Source organism: Streptomyces rishiriensis, assembly GCF_030815485.1.
GTDB lineage: Bacteria > Actinomycetota > Actinomycetes > Streptomycetales > Streptomycetaceae > Streptomyces > Streptomyces rishiriensis_A.
Map to the genome: position 1 here is coordinate 302,972 of NZ_JAUSWV010000001.1, position 17,692 is coordinate 320,663.

Genomic DNA, 17,692 nt, shown 5'->3' on the forward strand with positions numbered 1-17,692 from the left:
TAGGGACAGCTGCCGCTACATGGTGTGCAGGGTGATGTCGCCGGAGTGGGCGTCGATCTCCGCAGGTCTCCACAGGCGGGTCGGGTCGTCCTGCGGCGGCGCGAGAACGCGGTGCCGTCAGCGCTGGGCCGGGGCGGCGTGGCGGTCGTCGCGTGAGGCCGCGGGCAATGACGGTGGTCCGGGTTCGAGGACGGAGACGGTGAACTCGGCGATCAGCAGGCCCTCAATGAAGCGGCCCGGATCGACTCCGCCCTCGTTGTCTGTCGGCTCAACACACTGCCGGGCGCCGCCCGCCGCTCGACCTCGACCGCCGGCACCCCCCGCTGCACGGCGGCGGCGGTCACCTCCGCCCCGGGGAGCCGAGGGCGCTGGAGGAATGGAACGGATTCTCGTACGAAGCCGCGGGCACCGCCGCAACCCTCGCGGACGCCGAGCGGTGGGTCAACGAACAGACACCCAGTGCCCATCATTGGCAGGCCTGACCTGAGCGACCCACGGGCTGGACGGTGAAGTCGCGGGCCAAACCGGGTCCTGGGCCGGTACAGGCCGCCGCGTACAACGGCGGCTCGTACCGAACCGGGTCCTGGGCCGGTACGGGCCGCCGTACAACGGCGGGCTCGTACCTGCCGACAGGCACAGGCGGGCGTCCCCGGGCTGACCCCCAACCGGGCTATGACCAACAGAATGTCCCGCGAACTGACCGGAGAATCTCATCCGGCAAGGACGAGGTTGTGCAGGCGGGCAGTGGCGAGCATGGCGTGGTGGACGCCGTCGCCTTTCAGGCGGCAGTCTCGGAGGCTCTTCCGGCCCTTCATCCGGGTGAAGACGTGCTCCACGCGGGCACGGGCTTTGGGGTGTGAGGCTTTGTGTTCCTCCTTCCGGGCCGGGAGTTCGGCCTGGCCCTTCTCGCGGCGGTGCGGGATGACCAGGCCGGTGCCCCGGTAGCGCCGTCCGCGATGACCGTGGTCTTGCCGACGGCGTCCTTCGCGCCGGACAGTTCCCACGCCTTGCGGTCGTTGCGGTTGCCCGGCAGCGGTCGGCCTACGGCGACGACGAGCCGGGTGTCGGCGTCGATGACGACCTGGTGGTCGGTGGAGTACCGGTAGCTGGTCGACTGCTCGGCGATGCTGTGGTCCCGGGTGGGAACGAGGGTTCCGTCCACGATCAGCACGGCGTCGCGGCGGAACCGCTTGCGCCGCTGGAGGGCGAGCGTGGGGCCCAGGTGGTCGATGATGCGGTCGGCCGCGGACTTCGACACCCCGGACAACGGGGCGAGCTGGGGCGGGGGGAGGTTGGTGCGCCAGTACGCGGCGGCCGGCAGCCCGGTTCTCCAGCGGCAGGCTCCAGGGCCTGCCCTTGCGGACCGGATCCGCCCCCTTCGCGCCGCAACGCGGTAATCACGTTGTTCGAACTGACGCGGGCTCACCCGGTGAACGGAGCTGTCCAGGACGGCTCCGACGCCGTGATCTGGCAAGGAGGCACGGGAGACCGACGGCCGCTCGCATGTGCTGGAGTACCCCATCCGCGGAGACATCACGCTGATCAGCGCCCGCTGTTCGGCGGTTCTGGCGCTCTTCGGATATGTGAGCCAGGCATACGGCGCTCGGAGCGATGGTGAGGCCTTGAACCCGAAAGGCTCTACAGACGTCTGATGAAGGGACGGACATCCGCCCCCCCCGGATCGGCGTCAGCCGCGCCCCTCAAGAAAAGAATGAGAACAATGCGAAACCTTGAACAGAGGATAGCCGACAACATTCGCGCATGGAAGAATGACCAAAGGATCCGGAAACCACACGAACTCGACGGAAGACCCGTCGACGTGAAGGGAATTATCACAGAACTGACCCATCCCACTCCAATTGATTCATCGATGCCGAACAGCGTGGCCCCACCGATCGAGATGGCGCGAGCAGTAAAGGACTTCGCGCAGTACACGACAGAACTGGCCGCCGCGGTGAGTTCGAAAATCCACAAGGCAGTCGACATGCAGGCAAGTCACTGGCTGCAAGAAAACAAAAAGATTTTCGATGCGGAATATATCGACAAGAAAATTTCCCGCCTACATGGTGCAGCCGGACATGCACCGGAAGAGACGGTGATTTCAGTCATTGAGGGCGTGAGCGATGCACAGAATACGATGGATACCGCAATGAGCACCTTGCAAGTGGTCACCGAGACCGCGCGCAGCAATGTCGTGAAGCAAGCCGAGATTTTTCACAAGCGGCATGAGGACGGGGTCTCCAGGTTGAAGCACTGCAATCTGGAGGCAATGGGAGATCTGCGCGAAAACGCAGAATCGTTCATGACAGTGCTGCACGAAGAGACGCGTACATTGCTGAGCGCCAGAGCCGAGATGGATAATACTCTGAATGGAGTATCAAGGAAACTCAATGGATTGCTGAGCCAAGTGAAGCGATTCGTTCCACGTGTACGGCCCAGGCCCGCAGAAGGCACTGCTCGTTCTGAGAAAATGCCATCGAACAGGCCTCCTAGGCCTGTTATCGCCAGAGACTTCTACGTCCCCAAGGCTGCCGCAATGACCGTGCCCGGCACGGACAGGGACAGGGACAGCGGGCGGGCTGCTCATGCCGGACGGAACGATACGTCGAGAAGTCCTGTGCCCTCGGCCGCTGCACGGCCTCACAGGTGAATGATGTACCCGAGACATCGGGCGAGGACACGGCCCGGACTTCGCGCGGCGCGCACAGTGCGCTCGTACTGACCCTGCCAGGCGTCACAGAGCGGAGCATGCACTCAACGGTCGGCATGGGATTGGTGCCCGCCGGAGCCGTCCTCGTCCAAGGCCGGGCGGGGCTGGACGGCACGATCGGACGCGCTGCGCGGCGCCGGGCGTTGGAATCGTTCCGTCCTGGGTCCCTGATCGTCTCTGTCCGCAGAGTCCTCCGTACCCTGTCTCCGTATCCGGGTGGCTGGTCGGCACGGTCAGGGCTTCAGGTCGTGCTCACCGAGCCAGGCGAGTGTGTCTTCTGCAATTTCGAGCCAGCCATGGTCGAACGGAGCGCTATGACCGCGGTCTTCGTATGTACGCAGGTCGGCCGGCGCGCCTTGGCGGACGTAGAGTTGATGGGCCCCTCGGACGACGACGGACGGCACGGTGTGGTCCTGGCCCGCGGCGATCAGCAGCAGAGGTCCGCGGTCGCCGCGATGGGTATCGACCGCGGTCGGCGAGGTCTTGCGAAAGTTCGCGGTGGACGCCTCGAAGAGCGGCCGCCCTGGGGACGGGATCGTGAGCTCGTTGTACAGCTGTTCGGATTCCTCCGACGAGATTGCGTTGCCGAACGCGTAGGCGAACTGGCGTTCTGTCAGTGCAACGGTTCTGCGCTTGTTGGCGGGGCTTCTGAGTACGGGAAAGCTCGAACGCAGCAGACTCAGCGGCACAGCCCTGACTCCCTTGATGGGTGCGGGCGAGAGGCACACGGCGCCGGCAGCCAGACCACGGTCCAGGAGCTTCTGCGCGATCAGCCCTCCGAAGGAGTGACCGACCACGATCGGAGCGTTGGGCAGGTCCTTGACGACCTGTGCGTAGGAGTCGGTGATCTCGTCGACGCCGACGTCCAGGAGTCGTCCGGTGTCGGCGCGTGTTGCTGCGACGGTGTCTCTGTCACCCGGCCAGTGGGGCGCAAGGGTGTGGTATCCACGGTCCTCGAAGAGCTGGCGCCAGGGCAGCCACGAGACGGAGTGAATCCACAAACCGTGAATGAAGACAACGGACGTAGTCATGGGTTTTCGGCCTCGCTCACTGGGTGGGTACGTGCTGCTTGGGGCAGGACCCTCATGAGTGGAGAATCTAGAAGTGCACGGTGGATGGAGAGTGAAAGAACCCTGAACCGCGACACGTACGAGCGTTGGATGGCCGCGTCCGGAAGCCGTGCTGCCGATGATCGCGGCCTGACCGCTCACACTTAACTGGTCGACGGGCCCGGCGGGCATCGGCAGACGGACGTCGCGGGCTCCGGTGCGGCGGCCACGTCGTCGGCAGCGGTCGCGCTTCATCGATCGCTCGAGTGATGGTGGAACGACAGATACCGAGCACCGGACTCGACGGAAGGTCCGGCGCGAGTACCTCCTGCGCGTGCGTCGCGGTCACGAGCGGTAGGTGGTCTCGGCACAGGCTCCGAACCCGAACCGGAGTCAGCAGCCGGCTTCCCGCCGCCCCCCGGGGTGCACGTCACGCGGCGAGGCCGGTCTCCATTGACCGGGCTCCGCTCGCGTTGACCGTGCCGCCCAGGTTCCTTGGCCGGCCCGTACGCCTCGCCACCGTCATCATCGGCCTCTCACGCCGATCGGGTGACGCCTCGGGTGGTGGCTGGGAGCGACGCGTCCATGAAGAAGGACCGCCTGGCACCCGGAAAAGCACTCACAGAGTCGCTCAGCAGACGCCATTCCTTCGTGCGCTGGCCGTCCACGTGAGACGGAGAAATACCTGCTTCCAGTGGGCTCTTAGCTCACGGGTTCTTGCACGTCAGAAGAGTCAAAAGATCCGTAGGGTTCGCGGAAGGGAGGCGCGGTCATCTCTTTGAGCTTTGCCAGGAGCGATTGACAACCGGCAACTGCTGTTTCACAGTCATGCGACGGCACATTCAGATAAGTTTGATCCTTGTGAGACCACAGTCCGCGCCATATCGCATATTGCTGTATAGCGTCCTCCCACCACGCCTGCCCGAGCCAACCAGCAGCAGCATCGGATGAGCCAAAATGCCGAGTCAACTCCCGCTCAAGATCCCGGCGATCGGATTCCGAGTCGTACGATACCAGCGTGTGACCTTGAAGCACCTTGGAGAGCCGGGGCAAAATCTGTGCGAGTGTTGATTCTGTTGCAGCTCGTACTGATCCTGTGCCGTTCCTGCTGGTGGATGCAGGGTCGTCGACCGACTCAAATCTAATATCTTCATCGAGCAGTATCGTACCGCTTGCAGTTGCAGCAGCGATCTGCATCGTCAGGGCAGCCTTAAAATCAGTGGTCTTCATACTGATAACGACCAGCGAGTTGTCCGCGAGCATATTCGCTGCCCACCGGACAGATTGTGCGCGGTCCTCGCTCCACGATGCCGGGCGACGAAGTGCGCGCACCGCATCGTCCAGAATCCGGAATGACTCTCCAGTGGACTGAACTCGCCATACGGGCTGACCGTCACCCCGCCATATGTGCACTATCCCTATGTATGCTGCACCGTCATAGACAACCCATGTCGGCCGTTCGGTGCCGACTGGCATAACGAACTCCGCTCGCCGGCCGTCAACGTCACGGACGAAGACGTCTTTCATCTCTCCCAGATGTTCGATATCGGCGACAGTCGCCGGAAGCTGCTTTTCGAATGCAACAGGCATAGCCACTCCGAAACTTGGTGTCGGCGGCAAGCCCACCTTGGATCACCGCTTCTCAGGAGTGCAACGTGCCCTGAGCAGTATCAGTTCTTGACGGATCGTCTAATAACGGTGCGCGGCAAGTGAAGTGGCGGGGCCCGGTGCCGAGCGCCGCGGCGCGGGCCCGACCGGCCGGGCCGACAGCACCACGACGGTCGTCGGCAGCGGGTGTCCGCTGCGTGCCCACGAAGGTGGTCAGTGCCGATGTGCAGCGCGTAACGCTCGGTCGAGTCCGCAGGCCGGGCCACATCCCGAGATCCTGGCCGGTCACCTGACCGGGAGGCGACCGTCTCGCGGCCGCGATCCTCGTGGGCTGAGCCGGGAAGCCGCCGTACGGCCGCCGCACTGCCGCACGGTTCCACAATTCGTCCACAGCGGGCCCGTACGTTTTAGTGATCATGCTCGGAAACGGGCACACCGGGCGAAGGCGGCGCAAAGCATGGTCAGGATTCATCATCGGTACGCCGTGGTCAACGGCTACCAGATCTTCTACCGGGAAGCCGGGCCGAGAGACCGTCCCACCGTGCTGCTCCTTCACGGCTTTCCTTCCAGCTCACTGATGTTCCGGCACCTCCTGCCCCGGCTGGCGGACCGCTGGCACCTTGTAGCACCCGACCATGTCGGCTTCGGACTCTCTGATGCGCCGACGGCCGACACGTTCACGTACTCCTTCGACTCGCTCACCGACATCACGGCAACTCTTCTTCGGCAGCTCGGCATCGAGCGGTATTGCCTGTTCGTCCACGACCACGGCGCCCCGATCGGGTGGCGGCTCGCCCTGAGGACACCTGCCGCCGTCACCGCGATCATCACCCAGAACGGCAACGCGTACGACGAGGGCCTGCAGCCGGAGTTCTTCACTGCCGTGCGCGACTACTGGCGCGAGCAGATCCCCCGGACCGAAGCCGGCATTCGTGAGGCGCTCACCCTGGAGCTCACCCGCTGGCGGTACCTGGCGGGCGTGACCGACGAGACCCTGGTGGACCCCACCACCTGGACCCACGACCACGACCTGCTGTCGCGGCCCGACAACGACCGGGCGCAGCTCGCGCTGTTTCGGGACTACGCCACCAACCTGGCGCTCTACCCCGAGGTGCAGCGGTACTTCCGCGAGCGGCAGGCTCCACTGCTCGCCATCTGGGGAAGGGGCGATCCGATCTTCGGGCCGGCTGGGGCGCTCGCGTTCACCACCGACCTGCCGAACGCCGAAGTCCACCTGGTCGACGGTGGTCATTTCCTGCTCGAGAGCGCTCTCGACGAGGTGGTGCCTCTCGTGCGGGGATTTCTGGACAGGCATCTGTGATGGACGCCCTCGCCCGCCTGGGTGGTTCACAGATCAGTCACCGGTCATCCACTGCACTTGTCTAACTTCAGTGATGACACGAGCTCCCGCAAGGAGCACAGACCTCCATCTCACGGATACGCCGGACGGCGTATTTCCCCGACCGCCACCGGCGGTTGAACGAAGGAGAAGCCATGTCCGACACGCCTACCGTGGTACTGGTCCACGGAGCCTTCGCCGACGCCTCCAGCTACGCCCGCGTCGTCCCCGAGCTGCTCGCCGACGGCACCCGGGTAGTGGTTCCCGCCGTACCCAATCGCGGCCTCGCAGGCGACGCGGCGTACGTCGCCTCCATCGTCCGGCAGATCGAGGGGCCAGTGCTCCTCGTCGGGCACTCCTACGGCGGCGCGGTGATCACCGTCGCCGGACGTGAGGACAACGTGGTGGGACTGGTGTACCTGGCCGCCTACGTCCTCGATGAGGGCGAGAGCCTCGGTGAGCTGCAGGGCCGCTTCCCCGACTCGCCACTGGCCGAAGCTCTGGTCTACACGCCCTTCCCTGTCGCGGGCTCTGACGAGCCGGGCATCGATGTCTCGGTGGACGTCGCCAGGTTCCCTGAAATCTTCGCCGCCGATGTGGACACCGCGCTCACGCGTGTCCTGGCCGTCTCGCAGAGGCCGCTCGCCGGGGTCGCCTTCGGCGAGCCGGCCGGCGCGGCCGCCTGGAAGAACCACCCCGCCTGGGGAATCGTCGCGTCCGCCGACACGGCCATCAACCCCGAGGTACAGCGGTTCGGATATGAGCGCGCCCAGGCCAAGGTCACCGAGGTCGACTCTTCCCACCTCGTGATGCACGCCAACCCGGCGGTAGTAGTCAGGGTGATCCGTGAGGCACTCGCCTCCGTGCCCCGGTGACGTCGTCAGAACCCGAAGCAAAGCATGGGAAGAGAGCGAAGCTCCAGCTTACGAGTGGGCGGTTCGAAGAACCGACCCGGAAGAGAAAAAGGCCGATCCATCCCCTCCCAGGAGACGTTATGACCGACAGCAAGCCGGTAGTTCAGCACCGCACCACCACCATAAATGGTGTCAAGGTTTTCTATCGTGAAGCAGGAGATCCAGCCGCTCCGGCCGTGGTGCTTCTGCACGGTTTTCCTGCCTCGTCTCACATGTTCCGGAATCTGATTCCCGAACTTGCGGACCGCTACCATGTCATCGCTCCCGATCACATAGGATACGGGTTCTCCGACGCGCCCCCCGTCGACGAGTTCGAGTACTCGTTTGAGAATCTGACCACCATCACCCTGGCACTGATCGACCAGCTCGGTCTCCAGAATTTCGCCCTGTACATCCAGGACTACGGAGCCCCCATCGGGCTGCGCATCGCCAGCCGCAACCCGGACCGGGTGACGGCCCTCCTGGTTCAGTCGGGCAACGCCTATATGGAAGGCTTCACGCCTTTCTGGGACATTCTCTTCGCACACGCCAAGGACCGACCGGCCAACGAAGCAGCTGTGCGCGAATATCTGACGGCCGAGAAGACACACTGGCAGTACACGCACGGTGTCCCTGCCGACCGCTTGGACCGGATCGCCCCGGACACCTGGACTCTCGACCAGGCGCTGATGGACCGGCCGGGAAACAAGGAAATACAGCTGCAGATGTTCTGGGACTACCAGTTCAATCTCCCTGGGTACCCCGATTTCCAGGAGTACTTCCGTAAGCACCAGCCTCCTACGCTGATCACTTGGGGGAAGAACGACGAGATCTTCGGCGCCGCCGGAGCGCGCGCCTATGAGCGTGACCTGCCCGACGCGGAGATCCACCTTCTCGACGCGGGCCACTTCGCTCTCGAGTCCCACGGGCCCGAGATCGCCGGCCTGATCCGCGACTTCCTGGGGCGAGTCATCGTCTGACGGCATCAAGACAACGGGACACTGCCGACCGCGGTGTACGGATACTTCCCGGCACCTCTTCACCGGTCGAGGCTCAGCCGTCGCCCGGGGCCCTTGCCGACCCAGGTCCCCGGGCATCCTCAGAAACCGACAGAACGGCCGGGGCCTGCTGTATGGCGACCATGGCCATCCGACACGTCGTCCCTGCCAGGCAGCCAATCCGCGGAGGTGCGCCGCCCAGGGGCGCTCCTCCGCGGGACGGGGACTGGCAGGCAGCCGCGCCGCTCACAGCCGCCCCCATCGACGCTGGGCGCGCGGTTCATCATCCAATTCTTCGGAGCCCAATATGCCGAGCAGGCCCCCCGTACCTCCTTTCACACATGAGTCCGCCGTAGAGAAGGTGCTCAAGGCAGAGAATGCCTGGAACTCCCGGGACCCGCAGCAGGTAGCCCTGGCCTACTCACCGAACAGTGAATGGCGAAACCGTGCAAGTTTCCTTCGGGGCCGCGAACAGATCTTCGAGTTCCTGACCCAGAAGTGGAATAAAGAAAGGGATTACCGGTTGCTCAAGGAGCTATGGGCGTTCGACGGCGACCGTATCGCCGTCCGTTTCGCCTATGAATTCCACGACAACTCGGGTAACTGGTACCGCGCATATGGGAATGAAAACTGGGAGTTCGACGAGGACGGGCTGATGCGACGGCGCATAGCCAGCATCAACGATCTGCGAATCAGCGAGTCCGAACGCAAGTTCTTCTGGCCGCAGGGCCCCCGTCCAGCGGATCACCCCGGACTCTCCGAACTCGGCCTGTAGAAGGACCCGCCTCGAGCTGGGCCGGCGGGTGTGGAGCGCCTTCTGCGCAGACTGCACGGCAGCGGCACAACACCGTCCGCAGGTAGGGCGAGCGGGCCGTCCACGACTACGCCAGGATCGCCGTTGAGGCGCGTTGTGCGGAACGAGAAGCAGCACGCACCACCTCTTTCGGAACGCACTTGCACAGCGTGCGAAGTCACGTCCCCGAGAGGCAGCAATACCGCGCGTGTGACGCTGGTCTCTCGCTGTCCCATCTCAGCTGGTGTTGACGACGTCAGGCTTCCAAGAGTGCTGTCCACGGAGGCAGCCCCGCTTCTACGAGTGAAACGTCAATCTCGGTGCCACCCGGCGCCGTAACCGGGTCACGGTAGGGGACGACCGGCGACCCGACAGCCGTGTCAGACAAGGTCCACTCGCTCCAGATCAGGAGGGCCGGCCGGCTCCGCGGGTCGCCAGCGTTTTTGAACCGGCCGGCGGCTGCGGTACGTGTGATGCAGGGAGGGTCGAGCGACTTGGGTGAAGAGGTCCGCACGTCGACTGTCCGCGCCCTTGCCCTCGGACCCGTCTGCCTTCCACCAAGACCCTGAAATGTGCCTTCACTCGAGGAGAGAACCCAAAGTGGCCGAGCTGTTCTACGACGCCGACGCCGACCTGTCCATCATCCAGGGCCGCAAGGTCGCGGTCATCGGATACGGCAGCCAGGGCCACGCCCACGCCCTGTCGCTGCGTGACTCCGGTGTCGACGTCCGGGTCGGTCTGCACGAGGGCTCCAAGTCCAAGTCCAAGGCCAAGGCCGAGGAGCAGGGCCTGCGCGTGGTGACCCCGGCCGAGGCCGCCGCCGAGGCCGACGTCATCATGATCCTCATCCCGGACCCGATCCAGGCCCAGGTCTACGAGGAGTCCATCGCCCCGAACCTGAAGGACGGCGACGCGCTGTTCTTCGCCCACGGACTGAACATTCGCTTCGGCTTCATCCTGCCTCCGGCCGGCGTCGACGTCTGCATGGTCGCCCCGAAAGGTCCTGGCCACCTGGTGCGCCGCCAGTACGAGGAGGGCCGCGGCGTCCCCTGTCTGGCCGCTGTCGAGCAGGACGCGACCGGCAACGCCTTCGCGCTGGCCCTGTCCTACGCCAAGGGCATCGGCGGCACCCGCGCCGGCGTCATCAAGACGACCTTCACCGAGGAGACCGAGACCGACCTGTTCGGTGAGCAGGCCGTCCTCGCGGGCGGCATCAGCGCCTTGGTCAAGGCGGGCTTCGAGACCCTGGTCGAGGCCGGCTACCAGCCGGAGATCGCCTACTTCGAGTGCCTGCACGAGCTGAAGCTGATCGTCGACCTCATGTACGAGGGCGGCCTGGAGAAGATGCGCTGGAGCATCTCTGAGACCGCCGAGTGGGGCGACTACATCACCGGCCCGCGCATCATCACCGACGCCACCAAGGCCGAGATGAAGCAGGTCCTCGCCGAGATCCAGGACGGCACCTTCGCCCAGAACTGGATGGACGAGTACCACGGCGGTCTGAAGAAGTACAACGAGTACAAGGACGCGGACTCCGAGCACCTGCTGGAGACCACCGGCAAGCAACTGCGCAAGCTCATGTCGTGGGTGGAGTCAGCGTGAAGGTGATCGGCATTGTCGGCCCTCTCCCTTCTCGACGTGCGTTGACCGCACCGGTGAGAACGACACACTGAGGCAGCTCGCGGCCGGCTTGGGTATCAGCCGGGATACCGCTGATACCTGGGTCGACGCGGTGGCCGGTCGTCTGGGCGCAGCCGTCCCCGGGCCGACCTGTGCACTCAGGTCCACCCATGCCCGTTACGTGCTGCTGGACGGGATTCTCGCCGAGATCGCCAGGCCGGGTGCATGACCTGACCGCGGCCCGTCGACACCGGATCACCGCCACGTGCACCCCTGGGCATCCCGATACCGTCCCACCACGGCTGCCAGGGAGCCGGTGGCAGGGCGCCGCCGTCGGCCTCGGGATAGTGATGACTGCCAGGTTCGGGGGCGGTCCAGCCTGCGCCGCACCAGCCCCTGGCACCCAGGAGACGTGTCGCCCAGTGCACGACGAGGTGAAGTTCTCCGTAAGGAGACTGGTGGTACTGCCCGCGGTAACGTTCGATGCTTTCCCTGTACACCGCGGTGAGGCTGAAGCAAGGCAGCTTCGGGACCAGACTCGGCGATTCGACTGCGCCGGCACTTGGGGCCGTCGACCTCGACGTCGGCTGCCAGCCGCCCCGCACTCCGCCGGATACCAGGCGTTGCCAGGTCGTCGTAGACGGGTGTGCCCGGTCCGTGTCTGTCGTTGCGCCGATTTCATGGCGGAGGTGGAGCAAGCGCCCGGCCTCATGGAGCAACTGCGCGAGCTCGGCGTGCAGCTCGCCGCGAGGAGCTGCTACTCGCGTTCAGAGCTCTGCAGCGGCGCGGTTCCGTGCGCGTGGACGCCGACGTGTACCTGGTCGTGAGCCTCTGCTTCGGAAGTTGCCTCGCCGACTGTCTCCGAGTCGGTGGTGACGTTCCCGAGAGGTTCGCCGAACGCGTCGTGGCAAGGGTCTGGCCGTGAGGGAATCGATGACCGCACCGTCGCTGCGCTTCGCGCCGTTTCCCCGAGGGTGGAAGTTGAAGCGTCGGATCGTGCCGTGGCCCGGCAGGTCGGACGGCGATGACCGGGCCACGGCCAGATTCGCTCCGACCGTGCACTGCCGGAGCGAGGGGAGGCTCAGGGGTTGCTGCCCTCCGTGACGAGTGGCCCGGCAGGCAACTCACCCCTGTGTATCGTCCTCCAGTCATTAGCTACGTACGACAGGGCGAGTGGGTTCTATCGAATCTGCGGGCATCTTCGGTTCCGTGCCCACGACCGCAGCTCACCCTGACAACTTCGGCCTGGTGCCTGACCCACTGGACGTCCTCGTGCCCCTGCTCGTGAGCCGCTCTGGCTTGAAGGCGTCCGAGCTCAGTGACGGCTCGAAGCGAGCAGCGCGGCACCAGGTTGCCAGACGGCTCGAAGAGCGGTCAGGGAGTGGCCGGTGACGTTGGCAGCGTGCCCAGCCGCAATCGGTTCGCAGACGCCGGTGCCAGCTCCGCCGCGATCGTGAGCGCAGAGTAAAGGGCGCTTTCCTGACTGTCCACATCGAAGACGTGGCTGCCGGCGAACCACAGTCCGTCAGCGCCGTTACGACGCTGCAGTTGCCCCTGTGCCTGGATGAAGTCGGGCGTGATCAAGGGATGACGGAAATCCATGCTGGCCAGGAGCTGCTTCGGCTCCTCGCGCCGGTGCAGCACCCAGCTCTTGTACACGGGGGCATCACCGCGCAGCCGCGCATAGGAGATCGATGCCTCGCAGTACTCACCGTCGCGGGTGATGTTGAAAGAAGACCAGTCCGCTGGAGAAGCGGGCATGTAGATCGGGTCTCGGTGGATAGCGATTCGCGCCGGCATGTAACGGAAACGGCTGTAGGCGCTAAAGAGCGGTTCGGCTTGGGGCAGTTGCGCCACCAGCGCTGCGGCGGGCTCGGGGGGCAGGGCGAGAACGACCTGGTCGGCAAGGTGGACTCGCCCCTGAGAGTCGGTGATTTCATAGCAGTCGCCGCTACGGAGAAGTGCGACGGCCCGCGTGTTGACCCGCGTGGTGACGCTGGTGCATTCGTCAGCCAGAGTCGAAACGACCGCCTGCAGTCCGTCGCGAGCATTGACGTATTCGGTCTTGTCATTGACGAGCGGACGGACGGCGAGCGCCAGCGCCGCCCGCGCCGAAAACTCCTTGGCCTGACTGATCGTGGCGCCGTTCACCGAGGCCACGTACGGATAGACGAAGCTTTCCTTCAGCGTCTCGTCGACCGACATCGCCTCGACGAGGTCGGCGACGGTGGTGCTCCAGTCTCGGCGTGCCTCGAGATCTCTGGCTCTGTCCATCAGTTCCGCCACTGCCTGCAGTGCCGGCAGGTACTGCAGCAGATCGGTGATGGGCCGGTCAGCGCTGGGCGACACCATGAGGGGTGTCGGCACCCCGTACTGGAACACAGTGTTGTCCAGCTGATTCGGCACTGTGGGGACCTGCAGAACCGACGTCACGAGCTTGTTGTAGATCGGATGGGAGTACGGCCCGAAGAACTGTGCTCCGATGTCCACCATCACGTGGTGACCATCGACGTCGACAGGCACGCTGGTCGCGTGACCGCCCAACGAGGGTGCCGCCTCAAGCAGTGTCACGTCGTGCCGGCCGTCGAGCAGCCAGGCGGTCGCAACGCCGGCGATACCGCCTCCGATGACCACGACTCGCTGCCGTGTGGACACTGCCGTCGCGGCATGGGCGGGCTTCGCGCCGACCGCGATGCCTGTCAGCACCGCAGCCGCGCCCAAGCCGGCCGCGGTCACGAGGCTCCGCCTCGAAATCTGAGATCCAACAGCTTCATGAGGCATGAAAGACACCTTTCGTTGTTGTCGCACGGGAGCTCGGCAGCACCGTCAGACGCGACAGCGCGGACACCGCACCGCGGGAAGTCATCTCCCGCTGCCGAGCTCCTGCGCGCGTCGGGGAGGGGACCGGTGCGGCGGTCGCGGGCACGCTGGAGATCGGCCCGCTCCCGGGCATGGACGCGTGCCGCATGACGAGCGCCGACGTAGGTGGGGACTGCCCGCCGCGTGTCACGATCAGCACACTTCCTCGCGGGAACTGGATGAGATGCGGTGTGTGGCGCTTCGGAACAATCCCGTGCATCGCTCTTGGCGTGGTCGCGCCGGCCGCTGCCGCATCGCCTGCTGTCACTTGCTCCTTGCTCGCTGCCGCTGCTGCGACGGCCAGGGTCGCTACTACAACGCATCGCGGCGAAGGAAGGTTCAGGGGTTCAGGCCCCACCTGGGCTGACGGCGCCGGGTGGTGAGAAGGCGGGCCCGAGGTATGGAGCGCACTGGGCCTGGAGTGGAGCCCCGGAGCAGATCGCCACCATCTCAGGACGCGCTGGCTTCATCGTCCCGAGCGGCATCTCCTCTCTGTCACGAGACCATCTGCCGTGCCCACCGCCAAGGCGCCAAGGGCGGCTTGAGCAGGACCTGACCAGGAAGACTCCGCACTGGCCGGCAGCTGAGAAACATCTCCGCCGACCTGATCCGTGCATGCCCCGATTCGTTGCACCCGCCGTCATGGCCCGCCAGTCCTGATCCGTCTACTGCAAGTAGCTCTCGACGGCCGAAGCGGACCTGGGGACGGCGTCGTCGGGGTCTTCTCCGAAGTCCCGCTTCGCGCGTCGTTGCCGGAGGAGATCCCAGCACTGGTCGAGTTCCACCTCGGCCGCGTGCAGTTCCTGGCGCTCGGTGCGTTCGTCCAGAGCGCCGGCCTCCCGGCGGCCGCGCAACGTGTGTTCACGATCGACCAGTGCGGCGATCCGGCTCAAGATGTTGTCTTCGTTCACTGATTCTCCTCAAGACGCCCAGGCTTTCAGGCCGGGGACGAAAGGAAGCTCCCGCGTCGCGGGGCATGGAACAGGGCAATGGACGGGCGGACAAGCTGTTGTCACCGCCCACCGGTTCGAGCGCGGCCTCCCGCAGAGGACGATCTCGGAGGGCGAGCAGTGAGCGGGAGCCAAGGGGGTGCCGCTCAGTCGGGCCGGTTTCGACGGGGGCGTGGCTGCGAAATTGTTGCCAGGCAGGCGAGACTCGCTTCTCGCTTCGCGGGCGTCAGCCTTGCAGACGGCGCGTGAGCGCTCCTCCGCTGGTTGTCGCGGCAGCTGAGGGCAGTATTCAGGAGTCCGGCTGGAGTGCCGCCATCCGGGTACGAAGAACCTCGTTCTCGGCCTCCAGGGCGTCGACGCGGTCCCGAAGGGGCTGCACTGCGGACGCCACTTCCTCAGCCGTGTAGCGCGGAGTGATGTGCTGGGGGCAGTTCCAGTCGAAGGCGGTGATCTGGACGCGCACCTCGCGTTCCACGATCGCCCTGTACCCAGGAATCCCTGATGTTCCTGCTGAGGGTCCTCGGTGGCGTATGTCGTCGATGGTCGCGATGCCGAAGATCTTGAGGCGCGCCTGGCGGGCGTAGTCCATGAAGATGATGGATACGCGCGGGTCGTACGCCACATTGCCCGTGCTGATGTACTGACGATTGCCTCGGAAGTCGGGCCAGGCCAGAGTGTGCTCGTCAGGGGTCGTGACGAAGCCCTGTGGGCCGCCGCGGAACTGGACGTACGGTCGGCCATCGGCGGCGACTGTCGCCAGGTAGAAGCCGTCCTGCTCGGCGATGAAGTCCCGTTCGGCGCTGCCCAGCGGGTCCTTGATCTGGTCGAGCGCCTTGATCTCCGCGGATTCGTTGATCGAGGCTGCGTCTGTTTCCCTGTCCGCCGGACGTCTACCCGTACGCCTCGGGCCGGAAGGCGTCCGGTCTGTGCGCTCGACCGCTCTCCGGCTGCCGTAGTGGTTCTGCGCTTCCACAACCGGCTCGGTGAAAGCAATTGCATAGTAGTTTCGGCTCATTTGTTCCTCCTGGCCGGTGCGAGCTTCGTGCCCGCCGTCTGCTTGGTTCTTCACGTTGTGTCGAGGCGGCGTCCGCCCGCGTTGCCGGAGATGGATGACGGGTCGTCACAGTGACGCGGCTACCAGCGGGAGGGCGTCCAGGCGGGTGAGAGAGTCGGCCGTGCGAAGTCGCCGCACAGGGATGGGTCTGCACGGTGCCTCCTTGGTGGACGACGCGATCAGGCGGTGTGTCCACGAAGTCTGAGCCCGCGGACTTACCCCCTTGTGCATGAACAGTTGAGCGGGAATCACCTCAGGCGGTCTTCCCTCGCCTGAACAGTGCGGGCAAGGGCGGCACTGGGTTCGGGTGCCGCCGATGCCGCCGGCGTGGAAGAAGGCGCCCATGGCCGGCCAAGGCATGGCGCCGGGTGGGGTGGCCGATCAGGTTGTTGCAGTCGGCAGGTTGCGGCCCACGGGGGTGCGGCTGAAGGACCTCTCGGCACTCAGCGGGCCGGGACCAGCGGTGAGCGTGCGGACCATTGCGGCCTCACGGGACGGCTCCGCGGCAGTGGTGGCTGACGCTGATCGGCTACACCGAGGCGGGCCACGACCGGCCACGACCGCATGCCTGCGCCGACGTTCCACAGGGCCGCTGATCAGCTCGTCCGGCACGCGCGCCCGTTCGGGGGACGCGTCTGCCGTTGCGCGACCAGGCCTGGACAGCCGGAGTGAGCTCGCACGCGTTCCAGGATTCCTTCACTCTTCGTCCACCGCGTGCTCCTAGATTCCTCTCGGGAATGAGGGGCCGTGCTCGCCAGGAGGGCTTTGGCACGCACACCGCTGGCGCGATCGACATCGTCGGCCCGCTGTACCCCGCAACCTCCCGCTGTTCTGCGGGAGGTTGCCCGTTCCACGGATGAACCGCCACCCGTACAGACGCCCGGGAAAGCCGCCGCGCGGCCCCTTTGCGCGACCGCTCCCAGCGGCTGTCCGACGGGCCCGCGCCATGTTCGGCTGATCAGCAGCCGAGCCAAAACGAGATGGAATTCGACATGTTCAATATCGCGAATGTCAAGGCAGCTCCGAGCCCGGACCTCCTGAGTCCTGACAACTCGGTGATGATGTTCGTCGATCACCAGCCGCAGATGTTCTTCGGCGCCGGCAACGGGGACCGCACCGCTGTCATCAATGCCACCGTGGGCCTGGCGAAGGCGGCGAAGGTGTTCGACGTACCCGTGGTCCTCACCACCGTGGCCGCCGAGTCGTTCTCCGGTCCGATCATGCCGCAGCTGGTCGAGGTCTTCCCGGGCCACGAGGTCCTCGACCGCACCACGATGAACCCGTGGGAGGAGGGCTCGATCGTCGAAGCGGTCAAGGCAACCGGCCGCAAGAAGATCATCATTGCGGGTCTGTGGACCGAGGTGTGCATCGTGCTTCCGGCTCTGTCCGCACTCAGACAGGGCTACGAGGTCTACGTGGTGGCCGACGCCTGCGCCGGAGTCACTCCGCAGGCCCACGAGCATGCCATTCAGCGCATGATCAGTGCCGGCGCGGTGCCGGTGACCTGGCTTCAGGTCCTGCTCGAGCTGCAGCGTGACTGGGGGCGCGACAAGACGTACGGCCCCGTCACGGACATCGTCAGGGAGCACGGCGGCGCCTACGGCCTTGGACTTGTCTACGCCGACGCCATCACCGGGGCCCACGCAGCGGGCTGAGCTGCCGAGCCGGTGCCGCTCCGGGACCCAGAGCCCGGGGCCGGCGCCGCCTCCGGTGGCGGGCCCGGCCCCAGACGGGCCGGGCCCGGGTTCGAGCACACGAACCGCGCGGGCCTGACCAAGGAAACAACTGTGGATTCCACTCATACCGTTCCTGCGACCTC

The 17,692-nt window shown here is 65.5% G+C and carries 15 protein-coding genes; 8 read left to right on the forward strand and 7 right to left on the reverse strand.

What is annotated here, in order from left to right; genetic code table 11:
• Positions 1-323 precede the first annotated feature (323 nt).
• On the forward strand, positions 324-482 hold the full coding sequence (locus QF030_RS01555; protein WP_307160948.1) for a DUF6087 family protein: 159 nt from the start codon (positions 324-326) through the stop codon (positions 480-482).
• Positions 483-811: 329 nt separating this feature from the next.
• On the opposite strand, the gene QF030_RS01560 is transcribed toward QF030_RS01555, so the two are convergent.
• A complete protein-coding gene (locus QF030_RS01560) occupies positions 812-1,258 on the reverse strand; it encodes a transposase (RefSeq protein ID WP_307160809.1) in 447 nt (148 codons plus the stop codon).
• Between the two features lie 462 nt (positions 1,259-1,720).
• On the opposite strand from QF030_RS01560, the gene QF030_RS01565 reads away from it, so the two are divergent.
• Positions 1,721-2,650 carry a hypothetical protein gene (locus tag QF030_RS01565; protein WP_307160810.1) on the forward strand — a complete coding sequence of 310 codons (930 nt, stop codon included), beginning with the start codon at positions 1,721-1,723 and terminating at the stop codon, positions 2,648-2,650.
• A gap of 293 nt (positions 2,651-2,943) precedes the next feature.
• Here the strand turns inward: QF030_RS01565 and QF030_RS01570 are convergent, their stop codons facing one another.
• Together QF030_RS01570 and QF030_RS01575 are read right to left on the reverse strand one after the other, a co-directional pair.
• Complete coding sequence (locus QF030_RS01570) at positions 2,944-3,741, reverse strand: alpha/beta hydrolase (RefSeq protein WP_307160811.1); 798 nt, start codon at positions 3,739-3,741, stop codon at positions 2,944-2,946.
• Between the two features lie 720 nt (positions 3,742-4,461).
• Positions 4,462-5,349 (reverse strand): 3'-5' exonuclease, encoded by an 888-nt coding sequence (locus tag QF030_RS01575; protein ID WP_307160812.1) that lies wholly within the window; start codon positions 5,347-5,349, stop codon positions 4,462-4,464.
• Between the two features lie 475 nt (positions 5,350-5,824).
• Here QF030_RS01575 and QF030_RS01580 point away from each other — a divergent pair, with 475 nt between their 5' ends.
• From QF030_RS01580 to ilvC, 5 genes are all read left to right on the forward strand, one after another.
• On the forward strand, positions 5,825-6,688 hold the full coding sequence (locus tag QF030_RS01580) for an alpha/beta fold hydrolase (protein ID WP_307160813.1): 864 nt from the start codon (positions 5,825-5,827) through the stop codon (positions 6,686-6,688).
• A 173-nt stretch (positions 6,689-6,861) separates the two neighbouring features.
• The gene (locus QF030_RS01585; RefSeq protein ID WP_307160814.1) at positions 6,862-7,581 is read left to right on the forward strand and encodes an alpha/beta fold hydrolase; all 720 of its coding nucleotides are present in this window, start codon (positions 6,862-6,864) and stop codon (positions 7,579-7,581) included.
• A 119-nt stretch (positions 7,582-7,700) separates the two neighbouring features.
• A complete protein-coding gene (locus QF030_RS01590) occupies positions 7,701-8,579 on the forward strand; it encodes an alpha/beta fold hydrolase (RefSeq protein ID WP_307160815.1) in 879 nt (292 codons plus the stop codon).
• 325 nt (positions 8,580-8,904) lie between these two features.
• Positions 8,905-9,372: a nuclear transport factor 2 family protein gene (locus QF030_RS01595; RefSeq protein WP_307160816.1), complete on the forward strand. Its 468-nt coding sequence runs from the start codon at positions 8,905-8,907 to the stop codon at positions 9,370-9,372.
• A 618-nt stretch (positions 9,373-9,990) separates the two neighbouring features.
• Positions 9,991-10,992, forward strand: a complete 1,002-nt coding sequence (ilvC, locus tag QF030_RS01605) for a ketol-acid reductoisomerase (RefSeq protein WP_307160817.1) — start codon at positions 9,991-9,993, stop codon at positions 10,990-10,992.
• A gap of 176 nt (positions 10,993-11,168) precedes the next feature.
• Here ilvC and QF030_RS40440 read toward each other — a convergent pair whose 3' ends face one another.
• The 4 genes from QF030_RS40440 to QF030_RS01620 all read right to left on the reverse strand — a co-directional run bounded on the left by QF030_RS40440 (position 11,169) and on the right by QF030_RS01620 (position 15,888).
• A complete protein-coding gene (locus QF030_RS40440) occupies positions 11,169-11,729 on the reverse strand; it encodes a 4-hydroxylaminobenzoate lyase (protein ID WP_373428712.1) in 561 nt (186 codons plus the stop codon).
• A gap of 655 nt (positions 11,730-12,384) precedes the next feature.
• The gene (locus QF030_RS01610; protein ID WP_307160818.1) at positions 12,385-13,746 is read right to left on the reverse strand and encodes an FAD-dependent oxidoreductase; all 1,362 of its coding nucleotides are present in this window, start codon (positions 13,744-13,746) and stop codon (positions 12,385-12,387) included.
• Positions 13,747-14,534: 788 nt separating this feature from the next.
• Positions 14,535-14,780 carry a DUF2630 family protein gene (locus QF030_RS01615; protein WP_307160819.1) on the reverse strand — a complete coding sequence of 82 codons (246 nt, stop codon included), beginning with the start codon at positions 14,778-14,780 and terminating at the stop codon, positions 14,535-14,537.
• Between the two features lie 328 nt (positions 14,781-15,108).
• Complete coding sequence (locus QF030_RS01620) at positions 15,109-15,888, reverse strand: pyridoxamine 5'-phosphate oxidase family protein (protein WP_307160820.1); 780 nt, start codon at positions 15,886-15,888, stop codon at positions 15,109-15,111.
• A 977-nt stretch (positions 15,889-16,865) separates the two neighbouring features.
• Between QF030_RS01620 and QF030_RS01625 the strand changes: the two genes are divergently transcribed.
• Entirely contained in the window at positions 16,866-17,528 is a 663-nt protein-coding gene (locus tag QF030_RS01625) for a hydrolase (RefSeq protein ID WP_307160949.1), read from the forward strand.
• Positions 17,529-17,692 lie beyond the last annotated feature (164 nt).

Coding starts and splice junctions, on each gene's coding strand:
- QF030_RS01565 (WP_307160810.1), top strand. CDS start 1,721: ATGCGAAACCTTGAACAGAGGATAGCCGACAACATTCGCGCATGGAAG.
- QF030_RS01570 (WP_307160811.1), bottom strand. CDS start 3,741: ATGACTACGTCCGTTGTCTTCATTCACGGTTTGTGGATTCACTCCGTC.
- QF030_RS01575 (WP_307160812.1), bottom strand. CDS start 5,349: ATGCCTGTTGCATTCGAAAAGCAGCTTCCGGCGACTGTCGCCGATATC.
- QF030_RS01580 (WP_307160813.1), top strand. CDS start 5,825: ATGGTCAGGATTCATCATCGGTACGCCGTGGTCAACGGCTACCAGATC.
- QF030_RS01585 (WP_307160814.1), top strand. CDS start 6,862: ATGTCCGACACGCCTACCGTGGTACTGGTCCACGGAGCCTTCGCCGAC.
- QF030_RS01590 (WP_307160815.1), top strand. CDS start 7,701: ATGACCGACAGCAAGCCGGTAGTTCAGCACCGCACCACCACCATAAAT.
- QF030_RS01595 (WP_307160816.1), top strand. CDS start 8,905: ATGCCGAGCAGGCCCCCCGTACCTCCTTTCACACATGAGTCCGCCGTA.
- QF030_RS01625 (WP_307160949.1), top strand. CDS start 16,866: ATGTTCAATATCGCGAATGTCAAGGCAGCTCCGAGCCCGGACCTCCTG.